Source organism: Pseudonocardia sp. NPDC049154, from assembly GCF_040648315.1.
GTDB lineage: Bacteria > Actinomycetota > Actinomycetes > Mycobacteriales > Pseudonocardiaceae > Pseudonocardia.
On the sequence record NZ_JBEZDN010000156.1, the window covers coordinates 1 to 16836 of the forward strand.

14 protein-coding genes, 1 pseudogene and 2 riboswitches are annotated in these 16836 nt (G+C 74.6%); of the genes and pseudogenes, 10 read left to right on the forward strand and 5 right to left on the reverse strand.

Annotated elements, in window-relative coordinates; translation table 11 throughout:
- The 5 genes and pseudogenes from AB0B41_RS38770 to AB0B41_RS38790 all read left to right on the forward strand — a co-directional run.
- Positions 1 to 293, forward strand: a pseudogene (locus tag AB0B41_RS38770) (hypothetical protein); the annotation flags it as partial.
- Between the two features lie 78 nt (positions 294 to 371).
- A riboswitch (TPP riboswitch) is annotated at positions 372 to 486 on the forward strand.
- Complete coding sequence (locus AB0B41_RS38775; RefSeq protein ID WP_358212019.1) at positions 484 to 1527, forward strand: ABC transporter substrate-binding protein; 1044 nt, start codon at positions 484 to 486, stop codon at positions 1525 to 1527. It overlaps the preceding riboswitch by 3 nt.
- On the forward strand, positions 1524 to 2384 hold the full coding sequence (locus AB0B41_RS38780) for an ABC transporter permease (protein WP_358212020.1): 861 nt from the start codon (positions 1524 to 1526) through the stop codon (positions 2382 to 2384). The genes AB0B41_RS38775 and AB0B41_RS38780 overlap by 4 nt, the downstream gene beginning before the upstream one ends.
- Positions 2381 to 3124: an ABC transporter ATP-binding protein gene (locus AB0B41_RS38785; protein WP_358212021.1), complete on the forward strand. Its 744-nt coding sequence runs from the start codon at positions 2381 to 2383 to the stop codon at positions 3122 to 3124. Before AB0B41_RS38780 ends, AB0B41_RS38785 begins: the two co-directional genes overlap by 4 nt.
- 10 nt (positions 3125 to 3134) lie before the next feature.
- Complete coding sequence (locus tag AB0B41_RS38790; protein ID WP_358212022.1) at positions 3135 to 3380, forward strand: hypothetical protein; 246 nt, start codon at positions 3135 to 3137, stop codon at positions 3378 to 3380.
- Between the two features lie 381 nt (positions 3381 to 3761).
- On the opposite strand, the gene AB0B41_RS38795 is transcribed toward AB0B41_RS38790, so the two are convergent.
- Together AB0B41_RS38795 and AB0B41_RS38800 are read right to left on the reverse strand one after the other, a co-directional pair.
- Positions 3762 to 4652, reverse strand: coding sequence for an IniB N-terminal domain-containing protein (locus AB0B41_RS38795; RefSeq protein WP_358212023.1), 891 nt, complete (start codon positions 4650 to 4652; stop codon positions 3762 to 3764).
- 369 nt (positions 4653 to 5021) lie between these two features.
- Positions 5022 to 5678, reverse strand: coding sequence for a haloacid dehalogenase type II (locus tag AB0B41_RS38800; RefSeq protein WP_358212024.1), 657 nt, complete (start codon positions 5676 to 5678; stop codon positions 5022 to 5024).
- 93 nt (positions 5679 to 5771) lie between these two features.
- Here AB0B41_RS38800 and cbiE point away from each other — a divergent pair, with 93 nt between their 5' ends.
- From cbiE to AB0B41_RS38815, 3 genes are read left to right on the forward strand one after another with little or no spacing between them, the layout of a single operon-like run.
- Complete coding sequence (gene cbiE / locus AB0B41_RS38805; protein ID WP_358212025.1) at positions 5772 to 6998, forward strand: precorrin-6y C5,15-methyltransferase (decarboxylating) subunit CbiE; 1227 nt, start codon at positions 5772 to 5774, stop codon at positions 6996 to 6998.
- Positions 6995 to 7738, forward strand: coding sequence for a precorrin-4 C(11)-methyltransferase (gene cobM, locus AB0B41_RS38810; RefSeq protein WP_358212026.1), 744 nt, complete (start codon positions 6995 to 6997; stop codon positions 7736 to 7738). The genes cbiE and cobM overlap by 4 nt, the downstream gene beginning before the upstream one ends.
- Positions 7739 to 7783: 45 nt before the next feature.
- The gene (locus AB0B41_RS38815) at positions 7784 to 8524 is read left to right on the forward strand and encodes a cobalt-precorrin-6A reductase (protein ID WP_358212027.1); all 741 of its coding nucleotides are present in this window, start codon (positions 7784 to 7786) and stop codon (positions 8522 to 8524) included.
- On the opposite strand, the gene AB0B41_RS38820 is transcribed toward AB0B41_RS38815, so the two are convergent.
- From AB0B41_RS38820 to cobG, 3 genes are read right to left on the reverse strand one after another with little or no spacing between them, the layout of a single operon-like run.
- On the reverse strand, positions 8506 to 10068 hold the full coding sequence (locus AB0B41_RS38820; protein ID WP_358212028.1) for a precorrin-2 C(20)-methyltransferase: 1563 nt from the start codon (positions 10066 to 10068) through the stop codon (positions 8506 to 8508). The genes AB0B41_RS38815 and AB0B41_RS38820 overlap by 19 nt on opposite strands.
- Before the next feature lie 3 nt (positions 10069 to 10071).
- The gene (locus AB0B41_RS38825; RefSeq protein WP_358212029.1) at positions 10072 to 10701 is read right to left on the reverse strand and encodes a precorrin-8X methylmutase; all 630 of its coding nucleotides are present in this window, start codon (positions 10699 to 10701) and stop codon (positions 10072 to 10074) included.
- On the reverse strand, positions 10698 to 11939 hold the full coding sequence (cobG, locus tag AB0B41_RS38830; RefSeq protein WP_358212030.1) for a precorrin-3B synthase: 1242 nt from the start codon (positions 11937 to 11939) through the stop codon (positions 10698 to 10700). Before cobG ends, AB0B41_RS38825 begins: the two co-directional genes overlap by 4 nt.
- 93 nt (positions 11940 to 12032) lie before the next feature.
- Positions 12033 to 12155: riboswitch (cobalamin riboswitch) on the forward strand.
- A 60-nt stretch (positions 12156 to 12215) separates the two neighbouring features.
- Here cobG and cobN point away from each other — a divergent pair.
- Positions 12216 to 15974 (forward strand): cobaltochelatase subunit CobN, encoded by a 3759-nt coding sequence (gene cobN / locus AB0B41_RS38835; protein WP_358212031.1) that lies wholly within the window; start codon positions 12216 to 12218, stop codon positions 15972 to 15974.
- Positions 15975 to 16071: 97 nt separating this feature from the next.
- Entirely contained in the window at positions 16072 to 16800 is a 729-nt protein-coding gene (locus AB0B41_RS38840) for a hypothetical protein (protein WP_358212032.1), read from the forward strand.
- Positions 16801 to 16836 lie beyond the last annotated feature (36 nt).

The following is a 16836-nucleotide window of genomic DNA, read 5'->3' on the forward strand; positions in this document are numbered from 1 at the left end:
GCGAGCCCGCCGACCGGCCGCCCGGGGGGGAGGTGCTGCCCGGCCGCCGCCCCTGGGCCCTCGACCAGGCCGCGCTCCCCGGGCCGGGGACGCCGGAGCGGTCCGGCGGTCGTCGTCGCGCCGAGGACCGGCCCGACGCGCCGCGGGTCCCGCAGCAGCGCCGGGAGGACCGCCCGACCGGCGACGAGCGCTCCGCGTCCGGCCGCCGCGCGGCGCCGCCGGCCCCCGAGGGGCCGCACGTCCCGGGCTCGGGCGCACCGCGCGCCCGGCACCGCCGCGCCGACATCACCTGACCTGCGCGACGCCTCCCCGTCACGCGGACGTCACAGGGGAGGTGGTGGCACGGGGGCGCGGCGGGACGTAGGGTCTGCATCCGAACCCGCGGGAGCACTCACGATCCGAGGCTGAGAGGGCGGCAGGACCGGCCGTCGACCGTTCGCACCTGACCCGGTTAGCACCGGCGTAGGGAGGACCGTGTCGCGCATGTCCCCGTCCCGTGTCGTTCTTCGGCTGACCGCCCTCGTGGTGGGGCTGGCCCTGCTCCTCGCCGGCTGCGGCGGCGCCACCGACCAGCAGCAGGGCTCGCCCCACACGATCCGGATCGCCCTGGACTGGACCCCGAACACCAACCACAGCGGCCTGTACGTCGCGCAGCAGGAGGGCTGGTTCCGCGACGCGGGGCTCGACGTCCAGTTCCTGCCGTACAGCGACACCTCGCCGGACACCCTGGTCGGCAACGGCGCCGCCGAGTTCGGGATCAGCTTCCAGGACTCGTTCACCTTCTCGAAGGCCGCCGGCGCCGACATCACCTCGGTCATGGCGGTCCTGCAGCACTGGGCCACCGAGGTGGCGGTGAAGGCGGACCGCGCCGACATCACCTCGCCCAAGGACCTCGACGGCAAGACCTACGGCGGGTTCGGCGGGCCCGGCGAGGAACCGAAGATGCGCCAGGTCATCCGCGACGCGGGCGGCACGGGCGAGTTCCAGACCGTCACCCTCGGGACCAGCGCGTACGAGGCGCTGTACGCCGGGCAGGTCGACTTCACCGAGCCGTTCGTCGCGTGGGAGGGCATCGAGGCCCAGCTGCGCAACGAGCCGTTGAAGACCTTCAAGTACACCGACTACGGCTTCCCCGACGCCTACAACGTCCTGCTGATCGGCAACTCCACCTGGCTGAAGGACCACCCGGACCAGGCCGCGACGTTCGTGCAGGCCGCTCAGCGCGGGTACCAGCTGGCCGCCGACGACCCGGCCCGCGCCGCGAAGGACCTGCAGGACGCGAACCCCGGCGCCTTCACCGAGCCCGAGCTCGTGACCCGCAGCCAGGACATGCTCGCGCAGAACTACCTGAAGGACGCGGCGGGCAAGGTCGGCACCCAGACCCTGGAGCGCTGGCAGGGCTTCTCCGGCTTCCTGATCGACTCGGGCGCGGTCACCGACGCCTCCGGGAAGCCCGTCACCACCCGTCCGGACTTCTCGACCTGGTTCACGAACGACTACCTGGCCCCGGGCGGGGCCACGTCGTGACCCGCGCCGACCGGGTCCTCGCGGAGCCCGGGACACCGCCGCCCGCCCTCCCCGGGCGGGCGCATCGCTCGCCCCCGCGGCGGCCGGGCCGGGGCCGGGTGTCGCCGCTGCGCCGGGTGGCCCCGCCGGTGCTGGTGGTGCTGCTCCTGCTCGCGGTGTGGCAGTGGGCCGTCACGGCGCTCGCGGTCCGCCCGCAGGTCCTGCCCTCGCCGCTGCGCGTGGTCGAGCAGGGGTGGGCCTTCCGCGACGTGCTGTGGGCCAACACCCTCCCGACGCTGCAGGTCACCGCGGTCGGGTTCGCCGTGTCGCTGGCGGTCGGCTGGGTGCTGGCGGTCGTCGTCGACTTCTCGCCGTGGCTCCGGCGGGCGCTGGTGCCGCTGCTTGTCGCCTCGCAGACCCTGCCGATCATCGCCATCGCCCCTCTCATGATCATCTGGTTCGGCTTCGGGCTGCTGCCGAAGGTGCTGGTGATCGCGCTGGTGACCTTCTTCCCGATCGCCGTCGGGCTCATCGAGGGCTTCTCCCGGGCCGATCCCGAGGCGTCGAACCTGTTGCGCAGCATGGGCGGCGGGCGGTGGGCGGAGTTCCGGTACGTCCGGCTGCCGGGGGCGCTGCCGTCGTTCTTCACCGCCCTGCGCATCGCGATCACCTACGCGGTCACGGGCGCGATCTTCGCCGAGTACGTCGGTGCCCGGGCCGGGCTGGGCATCTACATGGCCCAGCAGAAGAACTCCTTCCGCACGGACCTCGTGCTCGCCGCCGTGGGGGTGACGGCGCTGGTCAGCGTCGCGCTGTTCGGCCTGACCTATCTGGTCGAGCGGGTCGTGGCGCCCTGGATCAAGGGGGCGCGCCGGTGAAGATCGCGGTCGACGGACTCGAGCTGGCCTTCGGCGACCTGCCCGTGCTCGACGGGGTGTCGTTCGACGTCGCGCCGGGCGAGTTCGTCTCGATCCTCGGACCGAGCGGGTGCGGCAAGAGCACGCTGTTCGGCGTGCTGGCCGGGCTCGTCGAGCCGGGCCGCGGCCGGGTGCTGGTCGACGGGGCACCGGCGGGGCGGGAGACCTTCGGGTACATGCCGCAGAAGGACCTGCTCTTCCCGTGGCGCACGGTGCTGGACAACACGACGTTGGGGCTCGAGGTCGCCGGGATGCGCCGGCGGGAGGCCCGGGAACGCGCGCGGGACCTGTTCGGGCCCTTCGGGCTGGCGGGCTTCGAGAGGTCGCGGCCGGCCGAGCTGTCGGGCGGGATGCGGCAGCGGGCGGCGCTGCTGCGCACGGTGGTGCAGGACCGCGAGGTGCTGCTGCTCGACGAGCCCTTCGGCGCCCTCGACTCGCTCACCCGCACCGCGATGCAGGAGTGGCTGGAGGAGGTCCGCGGGCGCTTCGGCTGGACGGTCCTGCTGATCACCCACGACATCCGGGAGGCGGTGTTCCTCTCCGACCGGGTCCTGGTGCTCTCGCCCCGCCCGGCGCACGTCGCCCGCGAGGTGCGGGTCGGCCTGCCCCGGCCGCGCGAGGTCGGCGTCCTCACCGACCCCGCCTTCGCGGCCGCCGAGGCCGAGCTGCTCGACACCCTTCGCGGCGGGACACGGCTCTAGGCTGGTCGGCGTGGACATCACGCCCGGGGCGCTCAAGCACGGCATCCCGGCCGACGCCATCCGGGCGGTCGTGGCCGCGCCGCTGTGGCGGGTCCCGCAGGAGCCCGGCCGGACGTTGTGCATCGGCCCGGACGGGGACCGCAACCTGCTGGAGGTCGTGGTCGAGCGCGGCCCGGCGGGGGAGCGGGTGGTGCACGCGATGCGGCTGCGGCCCAAGCACTACCCGCACCTGGACCACTCCGACAACGCGAGCTGAGGCTTCAGCTCCGTCAGCGACCCCGCCGACCGGCAGCACGACCTCCACGGCGCCGCAGACGGGCCCGCCACGGTGTGCAGGACCAGGCCGGCGGCGCTCAGGACCGGACCGGGGTCAGGGGCCGCGGCGGTGTCCGGATCCGCGTCCGGGTCCGCGCACGGGGCGGCGTGCGCGGGAACGTGCATGGTCGACACTCTGCCGCCGCGACGGCCGCCACACCGGACCGGGACCCGTTCGAGCGTCGCGCCCGCGAAGGCGCGCCGCGACTCGCGGAAGCCCACACCCCGACTCGCGGAAGCCCGGACCGCGACTCGCGCACCCACGACCCCGACCCGCGTGCGCGAGTCGGGGTCCGGGGCCGGGTGTGGTCGGACGTGGCGGTCAGGCGTGCAGGTCGAAGGAGTGGTCGATCGAGTGGTCGTCGGTGGCGTGGCTGTCGACCGCGTGGCTGTCGTCGACCGTGTGGTCGTCGGTGAACGAGTGGTCGTCGGAGACGTGGGTGTCGGTGTCGTTGTGACCGCTGTCCACGTGGCTGTCGTCGTGGGAGTCGTTGTGGCTGTCGGTCGAGGTGTCGTTGTGCGCGTTGGTCTGGGTGGCGTCGCCACCCTTGTCCGCGAGCGAGCCCGAGCCGAAGTTCGCCAGGTGGTCGTTGCTGTCGGTGAAGTTCCCCGTGGCGGGACCCGTGCCGGAGAGCGCGCCGCCGTGGTCGGCGGTGGCGCCGGACTGGTTGACCGCCGAGCCGGAGCCGAAGGAGGCGGCGTTGTCGTCGCCGTTCACCACCTCGTTGCCCCGGCCGGCCACGGCGTGGTCGCCGGTCGCGACGGGGGCGCGGTTGTCGCCGCCGACCGCGACGGACCCGTCGCCGGTGGCGTTGGCCTGGTGCAGGTCGATGCGCTGGTCGACGTCGCCGCCGTGGGTGTCGATGTCCTGGTGGAAGGACTGGTCGATGAAGGTCGTCCGGTCGTCGACGAAGGTGTTGGTGATGTACGTCTTGAGGTAGTCGGCCGCCTCGGTGTGCGGGTCGTGGTGGTCGGAGTCGCCGTGGTGGTGGTGCACGGGCGGGGCCGGCGGCAGCTCGTGGTGGCCGTGGCCGTCCCAGTCGTGGTGCGGGCCGTCGGCCGCGAGGGTCACCGCGTCCCTGATGTCCTCGGGGGAGAGGTCGGCGAGCCCGCACTCCTGGAGGTAGCCGGCCGGGTCGGCGAGGAACGCCTGCTGCTCGGCGGGGTTCTGCAGCAGGTTCATCAGCAGGTCGAGCAGGGTCGTGGTGGCCACGGTGGTCTCCCGGTGTCGTCGCGGAATTGCCCTCGGCGGGCGGTTCGGGGACGACGGTAGGAACCGGGGGCCACGGAAGGGATCGGGCGTGGTCCCCCGTTCCGGCGGGCGCCGTGCGGGGATGGTGCGGCAATTGCGACAACGGGGCGGCGGAGGGCCGCTTCCACCCGTTCGACCTGCAACGAGTCCCTTTCGCGGCAGAAATCGGACGAGCGGGAAAAAGTCGGTGATCCGGCCGCGCGGCGCGATTCGACGACACTCTTTACCAGTGGTTGAGAACGGCGCGGGAAAGGTCGGAGAACGGTGTCCCCGGTCTTGACCCCGCCTTGCCCGGAACCCCCGTTCCGCGCCCCGATCGGGTGCGGGGGCTCAACCCGGGAGCTCGGCCAGCGCCCCGACGGTCGGCACCCGGTGGTCCGGCGCCTGCACGTGCCCGGGGTACCGGCGGCCGTCCCGGTCGATCCACGCCGTCCGCATCCCGGCCCGTGCGGCCCCGTGCAGGTCCCACGGGTGCACGGCGACCATCAGCAGCTCGCCGGGCTCCCTCCGGCACACCCGGGCGGCGAGCTCGTACGCGCCCGGGGCCGGCTTCCAGATCCCGGCGTCGTCGACCGAGAGGACGTACTCGAACTCGTCCCGGAGCCCCGCCTCGCCGAGCAGCCGCTCCGCGACCGAGGCCGAGCCGTTGGACAGCGTGACCAGCCGCGAGCCGGCCGTCCGCAGCCGGCGGACGCCCTCGGCGACGTCCGGGTGCAGCGGCAGCCCGAGGAACCCCCTGATCACATGGTCGGGTGCGTCCTCGTCGGAGGTGTAGGGCGCCAGGAGGTCCTGCGCGGTCTCCCGGGCCACCTCCGCGAAGGGCCGGTAGTCGCCCGCGGCGGCCAGCGCGATCCCCTCCCGCAGGGTGCTCGCGAACCACAGGGTCGAGAGGTGCTCGGGGGCGCCGAGCTCGGTGAACCGCTCGGCGAGCGGGCGCAGGTCGGAGAGGGTCTCGTTGACGTCGAAGACCACCGTCTCGGGAGCCATGCCGGCGATCGTCGCACCGGGGAGCCCGCGCCGCCGTGCTTCCGCCCACGACACGGACCGCGATCACCGGGCCGCCACGTATGGTCTGCAGCCGTGGACACGGGTGCGCACGAGGAGCCGGCGGTCACCGTCGTCGGGATCGGGGCGGACGGTTGGCCCGGGCTCGCGGGCACGGCCCAGGAGACCCTCGCGGCGGCCGAGGTGGTCCTCGGCGGGCCGCGCCAGCTGGACCTGGTGGCGGGCAAGGTCGAGGCCGAGCTCGTGGCGTGGCCGTCGCCACTGGTCCCGGCGCTGCCGGGGTTGCTGGCGAAGTACTCCGGGCAGCGGCTGTGCGCCCTGGCGTCCGGCGACCCCATGTTCTTCGGCCTCGGCGCGACGCTGGCCCGCACCGTCGGCGCCGAGCAGATGCACGTGATCCCACACCCGTCGTCGGTCACCCTGGCCTGCGCGAGGCTCGGCTGGCCGAGCGAGGACGTCGAGGTGGTGAGCGTCGTCGGCCGCCCGGTCGAACGGCTGCGCCGGTCGGTGAGCCCCGGCCGCCGGGTCCTCGTCCTCAGCGCCGGCGCCGCCTCGCCCGCGCTGATCGCCGCCCAGCTCACCGCGGACGGGTTCGGTCCCAGCCGGCTCACCGTCCTCGAGCAGCTCGGTGGCCCGGGGGAGCGGCTGTACTCCGGCATCGCGCGGGACTGGCTGCACCCGGAGGGCGACGCGCTCAACGTCGTCGCCGTGGAGTGCGCCGCCGCGGCGGGCGCGCGGGTGCTCGGCGAGGTTCCCGGCCTGCCGGACGACGCCTACGCCCACGACGGGCAGCTCACCAAGCGCGAGGTCCGGGCGGTCACCCTCGCCCATCTCGCCCCCCGCCCTGGCCAGACGCTCTGGGACGTCGGCGCCGGCGCCGGCAGCATCGCGATCGAGTGGATGCGCGCCCACCGCTCGTGCTGGGCCGTCGCCGTGGAGTCGCATCCCGAACGCGCGCAGCGCATCCGGCACAACGCGGCGACGCTCGGCGTGCCCGCGCTGCAGGTCGTGACCGGCCGCGCGCCCGCCGCCCTCGCCGACCTGCCCCCGCCCGACGCCGTGTTCATCGGCGGCGGCCTCACCCGCGACGGCGTCCTCGACGCCTGCGTGGAGGCCCTGCCCGCGGGCGGCCGGCTGGTGGCCAACGGCGTGACCGTGGAGTCCGAGGCCGCGCTGGCCGCCGCCCGTGAGCGGTTCGGCGGGACCCTGGTGCGACTGCAGGTCGCGCGCGCCGAGCCCGTCGGCGGGTTCCTCGGCTGGAAGCCCGCGATGCCCGTCACGATCTGGAGCTGCGACGTATGACCGTGCACTTCATCGGCGCCGGCCCCGGCGCCGTCGACCTGCTGACCGTCCGCGCCCGCGACCTCGTCGCGGCCTCGCCGGTGTGCCTCTACGCGGGCTCCCTGGTCCCGCCGGAGATGCTGGAGCTCTGCCCGCCCGACGCCCGGACCGTCGACACCGCCCTGATGACGCTGGCCGAGATCGTCGACGAGATGGTGCGGGCGCACGAGCACGGCCTCGACGTCGCGCGGCTGGCCTCCGGGGACCCGTCGGTCTTCTCCGCGATGGCCGAGCAGATGCGGCGGCTCGACGCGGCCGGCGTGCCCTATGACGTCACCCCCGGGGTGCCGGCCTACGCCGCGGCGGCGGCCACGCTCAAGCGCGAGCTCACGGTCCCGACGGTCGCCCAGACCGTCACGCTGACCCGCATCGCCGCCCGGGCCACACCCATGCCCGAAGGGGAGTCCCTGGAGGCGCTGGGCAGCGCGGGCGGCACGCTGGTGCTGCACCTGGCCGTGCACCGCATCGACGAGGTGGTGAAGGAGCTGGCGCCCTCCTACGGCGCCGACTGCCCCGCCGCCGTGGTGGCCTACGCCAGCCGGGAGCACGAGATCGTGCTGCGCGGGCGGCTCGACGACATCGCCCACGCCGTGCACGAGGCCGGCATCCAGCGCACCGCGGTGATCATCGTCGGCCCGGCCCTCGCCGCCGAGCAGTTCCCGGACAGCCACCTGTACTCGGACACCCGCTGCCGTGCGTGACGGCTGCCCCTAGAGCGGCACTCGGCACTCACGACCCCCTCTGACGTGCGCATCCTCGTCCTCGGCGGCACGACCGACGCCCGCGCCCTGGCCGGCCTGCTGCAGGGCCGCGCGGAGGTGGTGTCCTCGCTGGCCGGGCGGGTCCGCAACCCGCTGCTGCCGCCCGGCGAGGTGCGGGTGGGCGGCTTCGGCGGGGTACGGGGGCTGGTGGAGTACCTGCGGGACAGGGGGATCGACGTCGTCGTCGACGCCACCCATCCCTTCGCCGCGGGGATGACCGCCAACGCGGCCGCGGCGAGCGCCGCCACCGGTGTCCCGCTCGTCGTGCTGCGCCGCCCGGGCTGGACCGAGGGCCCCGGCGACGACTGGCGCCGCGTCCCGTCGCTGCGCGCGGCCGCGGACCTGCTCCCCGCCGTCGGCTCCCGGGTGTTCCTGACCACCGGTCGCCAGGACCTGGCGACGTTCGCGCACCTCGACCTGTGGTTCCTGGTGCGTTCGGTGGACCCGCCGGATCCGCCCGTCCCGCGCCGGATGCGCTCGATCCTCGACCGCGGTCCCTTCGGCGTCGACCGCGAGCGGGAGCTGCTCCGCGAGCACGCGATCGACGTGCTGGTCACCAAGGACTCAGGCGGCTCCGCGACCGCCGCGAAGCTCACCGCGGCCCGCGAGGCGGGGGTGCCGGTGGTCGTGGTCGACCGCCCGCCGCTGCCGGCGGGCGTGCCGGTGGTGGCCGACCCGCCCGCCTGCCTGGCGATGCTGGGGGAGCGCTACGCGCTGGGCGGGTAGTGCCGCGGCGTGAAGACGGTCGGGCGCCCGCCCCGCACCACCACCCGCGTGGTCGACGAGCCGATGATCAGCAGCGTCCGCATGTCGACCTGCTCGGGGTCGAGGTCGCCGAGCGTGGTGATCGTCAGGCGCTCGCCGGAGCCGCCGACGTCCCGTCCGAGGACGACCGGGGTCTGTGGGGAGCGGTGCTCCAGCAGGACGTCCCGGGCGGCGCCGACCTGCCACGGCCGCGCCTTCGACCGCGGGTTGTAGATCGCGATCGCGAGGTCGGCCTGCGCGGCGTGCACGAGCCGGTCGACGACCGTCTCCCACGGCTTGAGCCGGTCGGACAGCGAGATCATCGCGTAGTCGTGGCCGAGCGGGGCACCGACCGCGGCGGCGACGGCCTGGGCGGCGGTCAGCCCGGGCAGCACGCGCACCGGCACGTCGAGGTACTTCGGCTCCGACGCGACCTCGAGCACGGCGGTGGCCATCGCGAACACGCCCGGGTCGCCCGCGCTGACCACGGCGACGTTCCGGCCCGACGCGGCCAGGTCCAGCGCGTGCGCGGCCCGCTCGGCCTCGACGCGGTTGTCGCTGGCGTGCCGGGTCTGCCGCGGGTTCGGCGGGACCCGGTCGAGGTAGGGGCCGTAGCCGACGAGGTCGTCCGCCGCGGCGAGGGCGGCCGCGACCTGCGGGGTCAGCCAGTCCCGCCCCGCCGGCCCCGTCCCGACCACGGTCACCTGCCCCTGTGAGTGCCGATAGTCGCTATCGCGACCATCGCCACTCACGACCTGCGCGGAGTCGTCGGCCTCGGCCCGTTGCTCGGCGTCATCCGGGATGCTCGCGGCGACCTCGCCGGGCAGTACGGCGATCGAGAAGTACGGCACCGACTCCGGGTCGATGTCGGCGAGCGCGCCGGTGCGTTGCCCGTCCATCGTGGCCCGCTCGACGAACCGGGCGCGGTCGAGCGTGCCGGCGTCGGCGAAGGCCTCGCGGACGGTGGTGAAGGTCCGGCCCAGCTTCATGACGGCCGCGGAGTCGGTGGCGCGCAGCCGCTCGGCGAGCACCCCGCGGGGCAGCGTGCCGGGCAGGATCGTGAGGATCTCGTCCCGCTCCACCAGCGGCTGCCCGAGCGCGGCCGCGGCGGCGCTCACCGACGTCACGCCGGGCACCACCTCGGCGCGGAACCGGCCGGCCAGCCGCTTGTGCATGTGCATGTAGGAGCCGTAGAAGAGCGGGTCGCCCTCGGCGAGCAGCACCACGTCCCGACCGGCCGCGAGGTGCGCGGCCAGCCGTTCGGCGGCCTCCGCGTAGAACTCGTCGATCGCGCCCTGGTAGCCGCCCGGGTGGTCGACGGTCTCGGTGGTCACCGGGTAGACCAGCGGCTCCTCGATCTGGTGGCCGCGCAGGTGCGGCTCGGCGATCCGGCGCGCGATCGAGCGGCCGTGCCGGGCCGAGTGGTAGGCGATCACGTCCGCGGCGCCGATGAGCCGGGCGGCCTTGATCGTGACGAGGTCGGGGTCGCCGGGGCCGAGGCCCACCCCGTACAGGGTGCCGGTCATCGGTCAGAGCTCCTGCTCGCTTGCCAGGGCGTTGAGGGCCGCCGCGGTGATCGCCGAGCCGCCGCGCCGGCCGTGCACGACGAGGTGCTCGAGGTCGGTGCGCGCGGCGAGCGCCTCCTTGGACTCCGCGGCGCCGATGAAGCCCACGGGGATGCCGAGGATCGCGGCGGGGCGGGGCGCGCCGGCGTCGATCATGTCGAGGAGGTGGAACAGCGCGGTCGGGGCGTTGCCGATCGCGACGACGGCGCCGTCGAGCTTGTCCCGCCACAGCTCCAGCGCCGCGGCCGAGCGGGTGTCGCCCAGCTCCCGGGCCAGATCGGGCACCCGGGGGTCGCGCAACGTGCAGACGACCTCGTTGTCCTTCGGCAGCCGGGAGCGCGTGACGCCGGAGGCGACCATCATCGCGTCGCACAGGATCGGCGCGCCGTCCTGCAGGGCCTTGCGGGCGGCCGTGACGACGGCGGGGGAGAAGCCGACGTCGCCGGTCAGGTCGACCTGGCCGCAGGCGTGGATCATCCGGACGACCACGTACGCCACCTCGGGCGGGAAGGCCGACAGGTCGGCCTCGGCCCGGATCGTGGCGAAGCTCCGCCGGTAGATCTCCGCGCCGTCGCGGATGTAGTCGCTGGTCATGCGGGGTGTTCTCCGGTCGGTGCGGGGACGCTGAGCGCGGTGGACAGGTCGGGGACGGTGCGGTCGTCGAGGCGGTAGGTGCCGTCGGGCAGGGCGACGACGTCGAGGTGTGTCTCGTGCGGCGCCCCGCACCGCCGTTCGCACCCGACGACGTGGGCGCGGGGGAGCTCGGGCGCCCGGCCCAGCACCTCCCGGACGTCCGCCCGGACGTCGGCGTGCGACTTCGCGCAGCCCGGCCGCCCGGCACAGGCGCTGACAGCCAGGGCGGGCGCGTCGGCCGTGAGCACGAAGCCGTGGGCGCGCAGGCGCTGCCGGGCGTCGGGCGCGGGCTCGGGCAGCACCAGCGTGCGCCAGGGGGTCACGATCGTCCCGGGCGCCGCGGCGGCGAGCCCGCGCAGCTGGGCGGCCGAGATCTCGCCCAGGACGGGGGCGACGCCGAGGGCCTCGCCGCCGTCGTCACGGGGGATCGGGCCGATCGGGGCCGCCGACTCGCGGAGTTCGCGACCCGCGGTGCCGGAGCTCGCGACTCGCGGTGCCGGATCTCCCGACTCGCGCGCGAGGGTGGCGGCGATCCGGGCGGGGGCGTCCGGGACCTCGGCGGCCCGCCAGGCACCGGCACAGCCGGACCGCTCCTCCTCGCGGAGCGTGAGAAACACCTCAGCGGCGGCCACGAGCAGGTCGGGCGCGTCCGCCGGGGCGCAGGACACCGCCGTCGGCACCCCGGCGACCTGCAGGAACCCGTGCTCCGGCCCCTCCGCGAGCCAGCACAGGTCCGGGCGCTCGGCGGCGACGTCACCTCTCCCGTCGTCCAGGGCGAACAGGAACCGGCCGGGCAGCGCGGCGAGCGCGGGCCGGGCGCACAGGGCCTCGTCGAGCGCGCGGGCCAGGCCCCGGACGTCCGCCCGCCCGCCGGTCAGCCCGGACAGCGGCGAGGCCAGGACGTTGCGCACCCGCTCGTGCGACGGGGCCGGGATCAGGCCGGCCGCGGCGAGCCGCGAGACGAGCCGCGGGTCCTCCCGGTCCAGGCCCCTGAGCTGCAGGTTTCCCCGCGACGTGAGGTGCACCGCGCCGTCGCCGAGCTCCTCGGCGCACGCCGCGAGGACCCGCAGCTGGGCCGCCGCGACCACGCCGCCCGGCAGGCGGACGCGGGCCAGGGCGCCGTCGGCCGCGTCGTGCGGCGCGAGCACGCCGGGGCAGGCGTCGGCGCGCGAGCGGGCGGCGGGCGCAGGGGTGGGCACGGCAGCACTGTAAACACGAACCGCGCCGCTTGACGCGGAGTGATCCCGTTGCGGAGAGTGGGCCCGAGACAACCGCATACGGCGAGCGGGACCCAGGAAGACCGGTGCGAGTCCGGCGCGGTCCCGCCACTGTCACCGGGGAGCAGACCCCGCACGGACGGCCACGGGGAGACCTGGAAGGCCGGGGCGAGCGCGGATCCGGGAGCCAGGACACTGACCCGCCCGCCGCGCACCACCCACGACCCGGGACGCGGATCCCGCAGGAGAGGACCTTCGATGAGCGCTGCCCCGACCCCCCACGGCCCGGGGCGGATCCTGCTGCTCTCGACCTCGGACACCGACCTGCTGTCCGCCCGGGCCTCCGGCGCCGACTTCCGCCTGGCCAACCCCAACCGCGTGCTGCTCGACGAGCTGCCGGCGATGGTCGCCGAGGCCGCCGTCGTGGTCGTGCGCGTGCTGGGCGGGTACCGGTACTGGGAGGAGGGGCTGGACCTCCTGCGCGCCTCCGGCACCCCGCTCGTCGCGCTCGGCGGCGAGATGGCGCCCGACGCCGAGATGATGGAGCTGTCGACGGTCCCCGCCGGCGTCGCCGCCGAGGCCCACACCTACTTCGCGCAGGGCGGGGCCGGGAACCTCCGCCAGCTGCACGCGTTCCTGTCCGACACCGTGCTGCTCACCGGTGAGGGATTCGCGCCGCCGGTCGCCCTGGCCGAATGGGGAGTGCTCGAGCGTCCCGCGGCGCCCGCGCAGGGCCCCACGGTCGCCGTGCTCTACTACCGCGCCCAGCAGCTCGCCGGGAACACCGCGTACGTCGAGGCCCTCTGCCGGGCGATCGAGGCGAAGGGCGCGACCCCGCTGCCGATCTTCTGCGCCTCGCTGCGGCAGGCCCCGGCCGAGCTGCTGGAGACCCTGACGCAGGCCGACGCCATGATCGTCACGGTCCTGGCGGCCGGCGGGACCAAGCCCGCGTCGGCGCAGGCCGGCGGCGAGGACGAGGAGTGGGACGTCGCCGAGCTCGCCGCGCTCGACGTGCCGATCCTGCAGGGCCTCTGCCTCACCTCCAGCCGCGCCGCCTGGGACGAGAACGACGACGGGCTGTCCCCGCTCGACGTCGCCACCCAGGTCGCCGTGCCCGAGTTCGACGGCCGGCTGATCACGGTGCCGTTCTCGTTCAAGGAGGTCGACGCGGACGGGCTGTCCGTCTACGTCCCGGACGAGGAGCGTGCAGCGAGGGTCGCAGGGATCGCGGTGCGGCACGCCAACCTGCGGCGGATCCCCAACGCGGACAAGAAGATCGTGCTCATGCTGAGCGCGTACCCGACCAAGCACGCGCGGATCGGCAACGCGGTCGGGCTGGACACCCCGGCGTCGACGGTCGCCCTGCTCAAGGCGATGGCCGAGGCGGGCTACGACGTCGGGGACTTCCCCGGCGTCGAGGCGGGCGACGGCGACGCGCTCATCCACGCCCTCATCGAGGCCGGCGGGCAGGACCCGGACTGGCTCACCGAGGAGAAGCTGGCCGGCAACCCGATCCGGATCTCCGCGGCGCAGTACCGGCGCTGGTTCGACACCCTGCCGTCGGACTTCCGTTCCGGTGTGATCGAGCACTGGGGACAGCCGCCGGGCGAGCACTACGTGCAGGCGGGCGACATCGTGGTCGCGGCGCTGCGGTCCGGGAACGTCACGCTGATCGTCCAGCCGCCCCGCGGTTTCGGCGAGAACCCGGTGGCGATCTACCACGACCCGGACCTGCCGCCCTCGCACCACTACCTGGCGGCCTACCGCTGGCTCGCCGCCCCGGTCGCCGACGGCGGTTTCGGCGCCGACGCCGTGGTCCACGTCGGCAAGCACGGCAACCTGGAGTGGCTGCCCGGCAAGACGCTCGGCATGTCCGCGTCCTGCGGCACGGACGCGGCGCTCGGCGACCTCCCGCTGATCTACCCGTTCCTGGTCAACGACCCGGGGGAGGGCACGCAGGCCAAGCGGCGGGCGCACGCCACGCTCGTCGACCACTTGATCCCGCCGATGGCCCGCGCGGAGACCTACGGCGACATCTCCCGCCTCGAGCAGCTGCTCGACGAGCACGCCAACGTCTCCGCCCTCGATCCGGCCAAGCTCCCCGCGATCCGTCAGCAGATCTGGACGCTGATGACCGCGGCGAAGATGGACCACGACCTCGGGCTCGACTCCCGGCCGCACGAGGCCGAGTTCGACGACATGCTCCTGCACGTCGACGGCTGGCTGTGCGAGATCAAGGACGTCCAGATCCGGGACGGGCTGCACGTGCTCTCGGCCGCTCCGGAAGGGGACACGCGGGTCGACCTCGTGCTGGCCATGCTCCGTGCCCGGCAGATGTGGGGCGGCGAGCAGAGCGTCCCCGGCCTGCGCGAGGCGCTGGGACTGGTCGAGGACGGCAGCGAGGCCCGCGGCGAGGTCGACCGCGTCGAGACCCTCGCCCACGTCCTCGTCGCCGACATGGAGGCCGCCGGCTGGGACCCCGACGCCGCCCCTGCGGTGGTGAGCGCGCGACTCGGCAGCCCGAAAGTCCCGACTCGCGCTGCAGGAACTCCCGACTCGCGGAACGGGCAGCAGGATTCCGCGAGTCGGGAGGAACAGCACCGCGAGTCGGGAGCTTCGGCATCGCGAGTCGTGAGGTCCGAACACTCCGGCGGGACCGACAGGGCGGCGACCGTCGAGCGGATCCTGCGGTTCGCCGCGACCGAGGTGGTGCCGCGGCTGGCGGAGACGGCGCACGAGATCGACCGGGTGCTGCACGCGTTGAACGGCGGGTTCGTCCCCGCCGGCCCGTCGGGCTCGCCGCTGCGCGGGCTGATCAACGTGCTCCCGACCGGCCGGAACTTCTACTCGGTCGACCCCAAGGCCGTTCCCAGCCGCTTGGCGTGGGAGACCGGGCAGGCCATGGCCGAGTCCCTCGTGGACCGCTACCGACGTGACCACGGCGGCGAGTACCCGCGATCCGTGGGGCTGTCCGTGTGGGGCACGAGTGCCATGCGGACCAGCGGCGACGACGTCGCGGAGGTCTTCGCGCTCCTCGGCGTCCGGCCGGTGTGGGACGAGATGTCCCGGCGCGTCACGACGCTCGAGGTCATCGACCTCGAGGAGCTCGGCCGGCCGCGCATCGACGTCACGGTCCGGATCTCCGGCTTCTTCCGGGACGCGTTCCCGCACGTCCTGGCCCTTCTCGACGACGCCGTCCAGCTGGTGAGCGACCTCGACGAGCCCGCCGAGCAGAACTTCGTGAAGGCGCATGTGCTGCAGGACGAGCAGCGCACCGGCGACCGCCGCCGTGCCACGACCCGGATCTTCGGCTCCAAGCCCGGCACGTACGGGGCGGGCCTGCTCCAGCTCGTCGACTCCAAGAACTGGCGGGACGACGCCGACCTCGCCGAGGTCTACACGACCTGGGGAGGCTACGCCTACGGCCGCGGGCTCGACGGCGCCCCCGCGCGGGACGACATGGAGACGGCCTACCGGCGGATCGCGGTGGCGGCCAAGAACACCGACACCCGCGAGCACGACATCGCCGACTCGGACGACTACTACCAGTACCACGGCGGCATGGTCGCGACGGTCCGCGCGCTGACCGGCGAGGCGCCCGAGGCGTACGTCGGCGACTCGACGCGGCCGGACTCCGTCCGGACCCGGACGCTGCACGAGGAGACCGCCCGGGTCTTCCGCGCCCGCGTGGTCAACCCGCGCTGGATCGAGGCCATGCGGCGGCACGGGTACAAGGGCGCGTTCGAGATGGCCGCGACCGTCGACTACCTGTTCGGCTGGGACGCCACGACCGGCGTGGTCGCGGACTGGCAGTACGAGAAGCTCACCGAGTCCTACGTGCTCGACCCGGACAACCGGAAGTTCCTCTCCGAGTCCAACCCGTGGGCGTTGCACGGCATGGCCGAGCGGCTGCTCGAGGCGGTGGAGCGCGGGCTGTGGGAGGCCCCGGAGCAGGCCACGCTCGACGCCCTGCGCCAGGCCTACCTGGAGACCGAGGGCGACCTCGAGGCCGAGTAGCGAACGGCGCTCTCGCCGAGCCGTACCGGAACTACGTATCGACTCCGGCGGCCGCCGGTCGGACACTCGGGACCCCCGCGTCCCGAGGAGGCGACCGATGGAGACCACCGTCGACGAGATCGCACCCGACCTCTACCGGCTGTCCACGTTCGTGGAGCCGGTGAACCTCGCGTTCAACCAGTACCTGGTGGCCGGTGAGGAACCGCTGCTCTTCCACTGCGGGCCGCGGCAGATGTTCCCGCTGGTCAGCGGGGCGGTCGCGCGTGTGCTGCCGGTCGAGCGGCTGCGCTGGATCTCGTTCGGGCACGTCGAGTCGGACGAGTGCGGGTCGATGAACGAGTGGCTCGCTGCCGCCCCGCGCGCCGAGGTGGTGCACGGGATCCTCGGCGTGGCCGTCTCGCTCAACGACCTCGCCGACCGTCCGCCCCGCGCCCTCGCCGACGGCGAGACGCTCGAGCTCGGCGGGCGGCGGGTGCGCTGGATCGACACCTCGCACGTGCCGCACGGCTGGGAGTCGGGGCTGCTCTTCGAGGAGACCACCGGGACGCTGCTCTGCGGCGACCTGTTCACCTCGACCGGCCGCGGCCCCGCCCTGACCGAGACCGACCCGGTGGGGCCGGCCCTCGCGGCGGAGTCGGTGTTCCACGCGACCGCCCTGACCCCGGGCACCGGACCCGCCGTCCGGGCGCTCGCCGACCTGCGTCCCGAGGCGCTCGCCCTGATGCACGGGCCGGTCTTCCGGGGCGACACGACCGCGGCGCTGTCCGAGCTGGCCGACGGCTACGACCGCCTGCTCGACGAGGCCCTGGCCGCGCGGGCCGGCTGATCCGCTCGTGAGTGGCGATGGTCGCCATAGCGACCA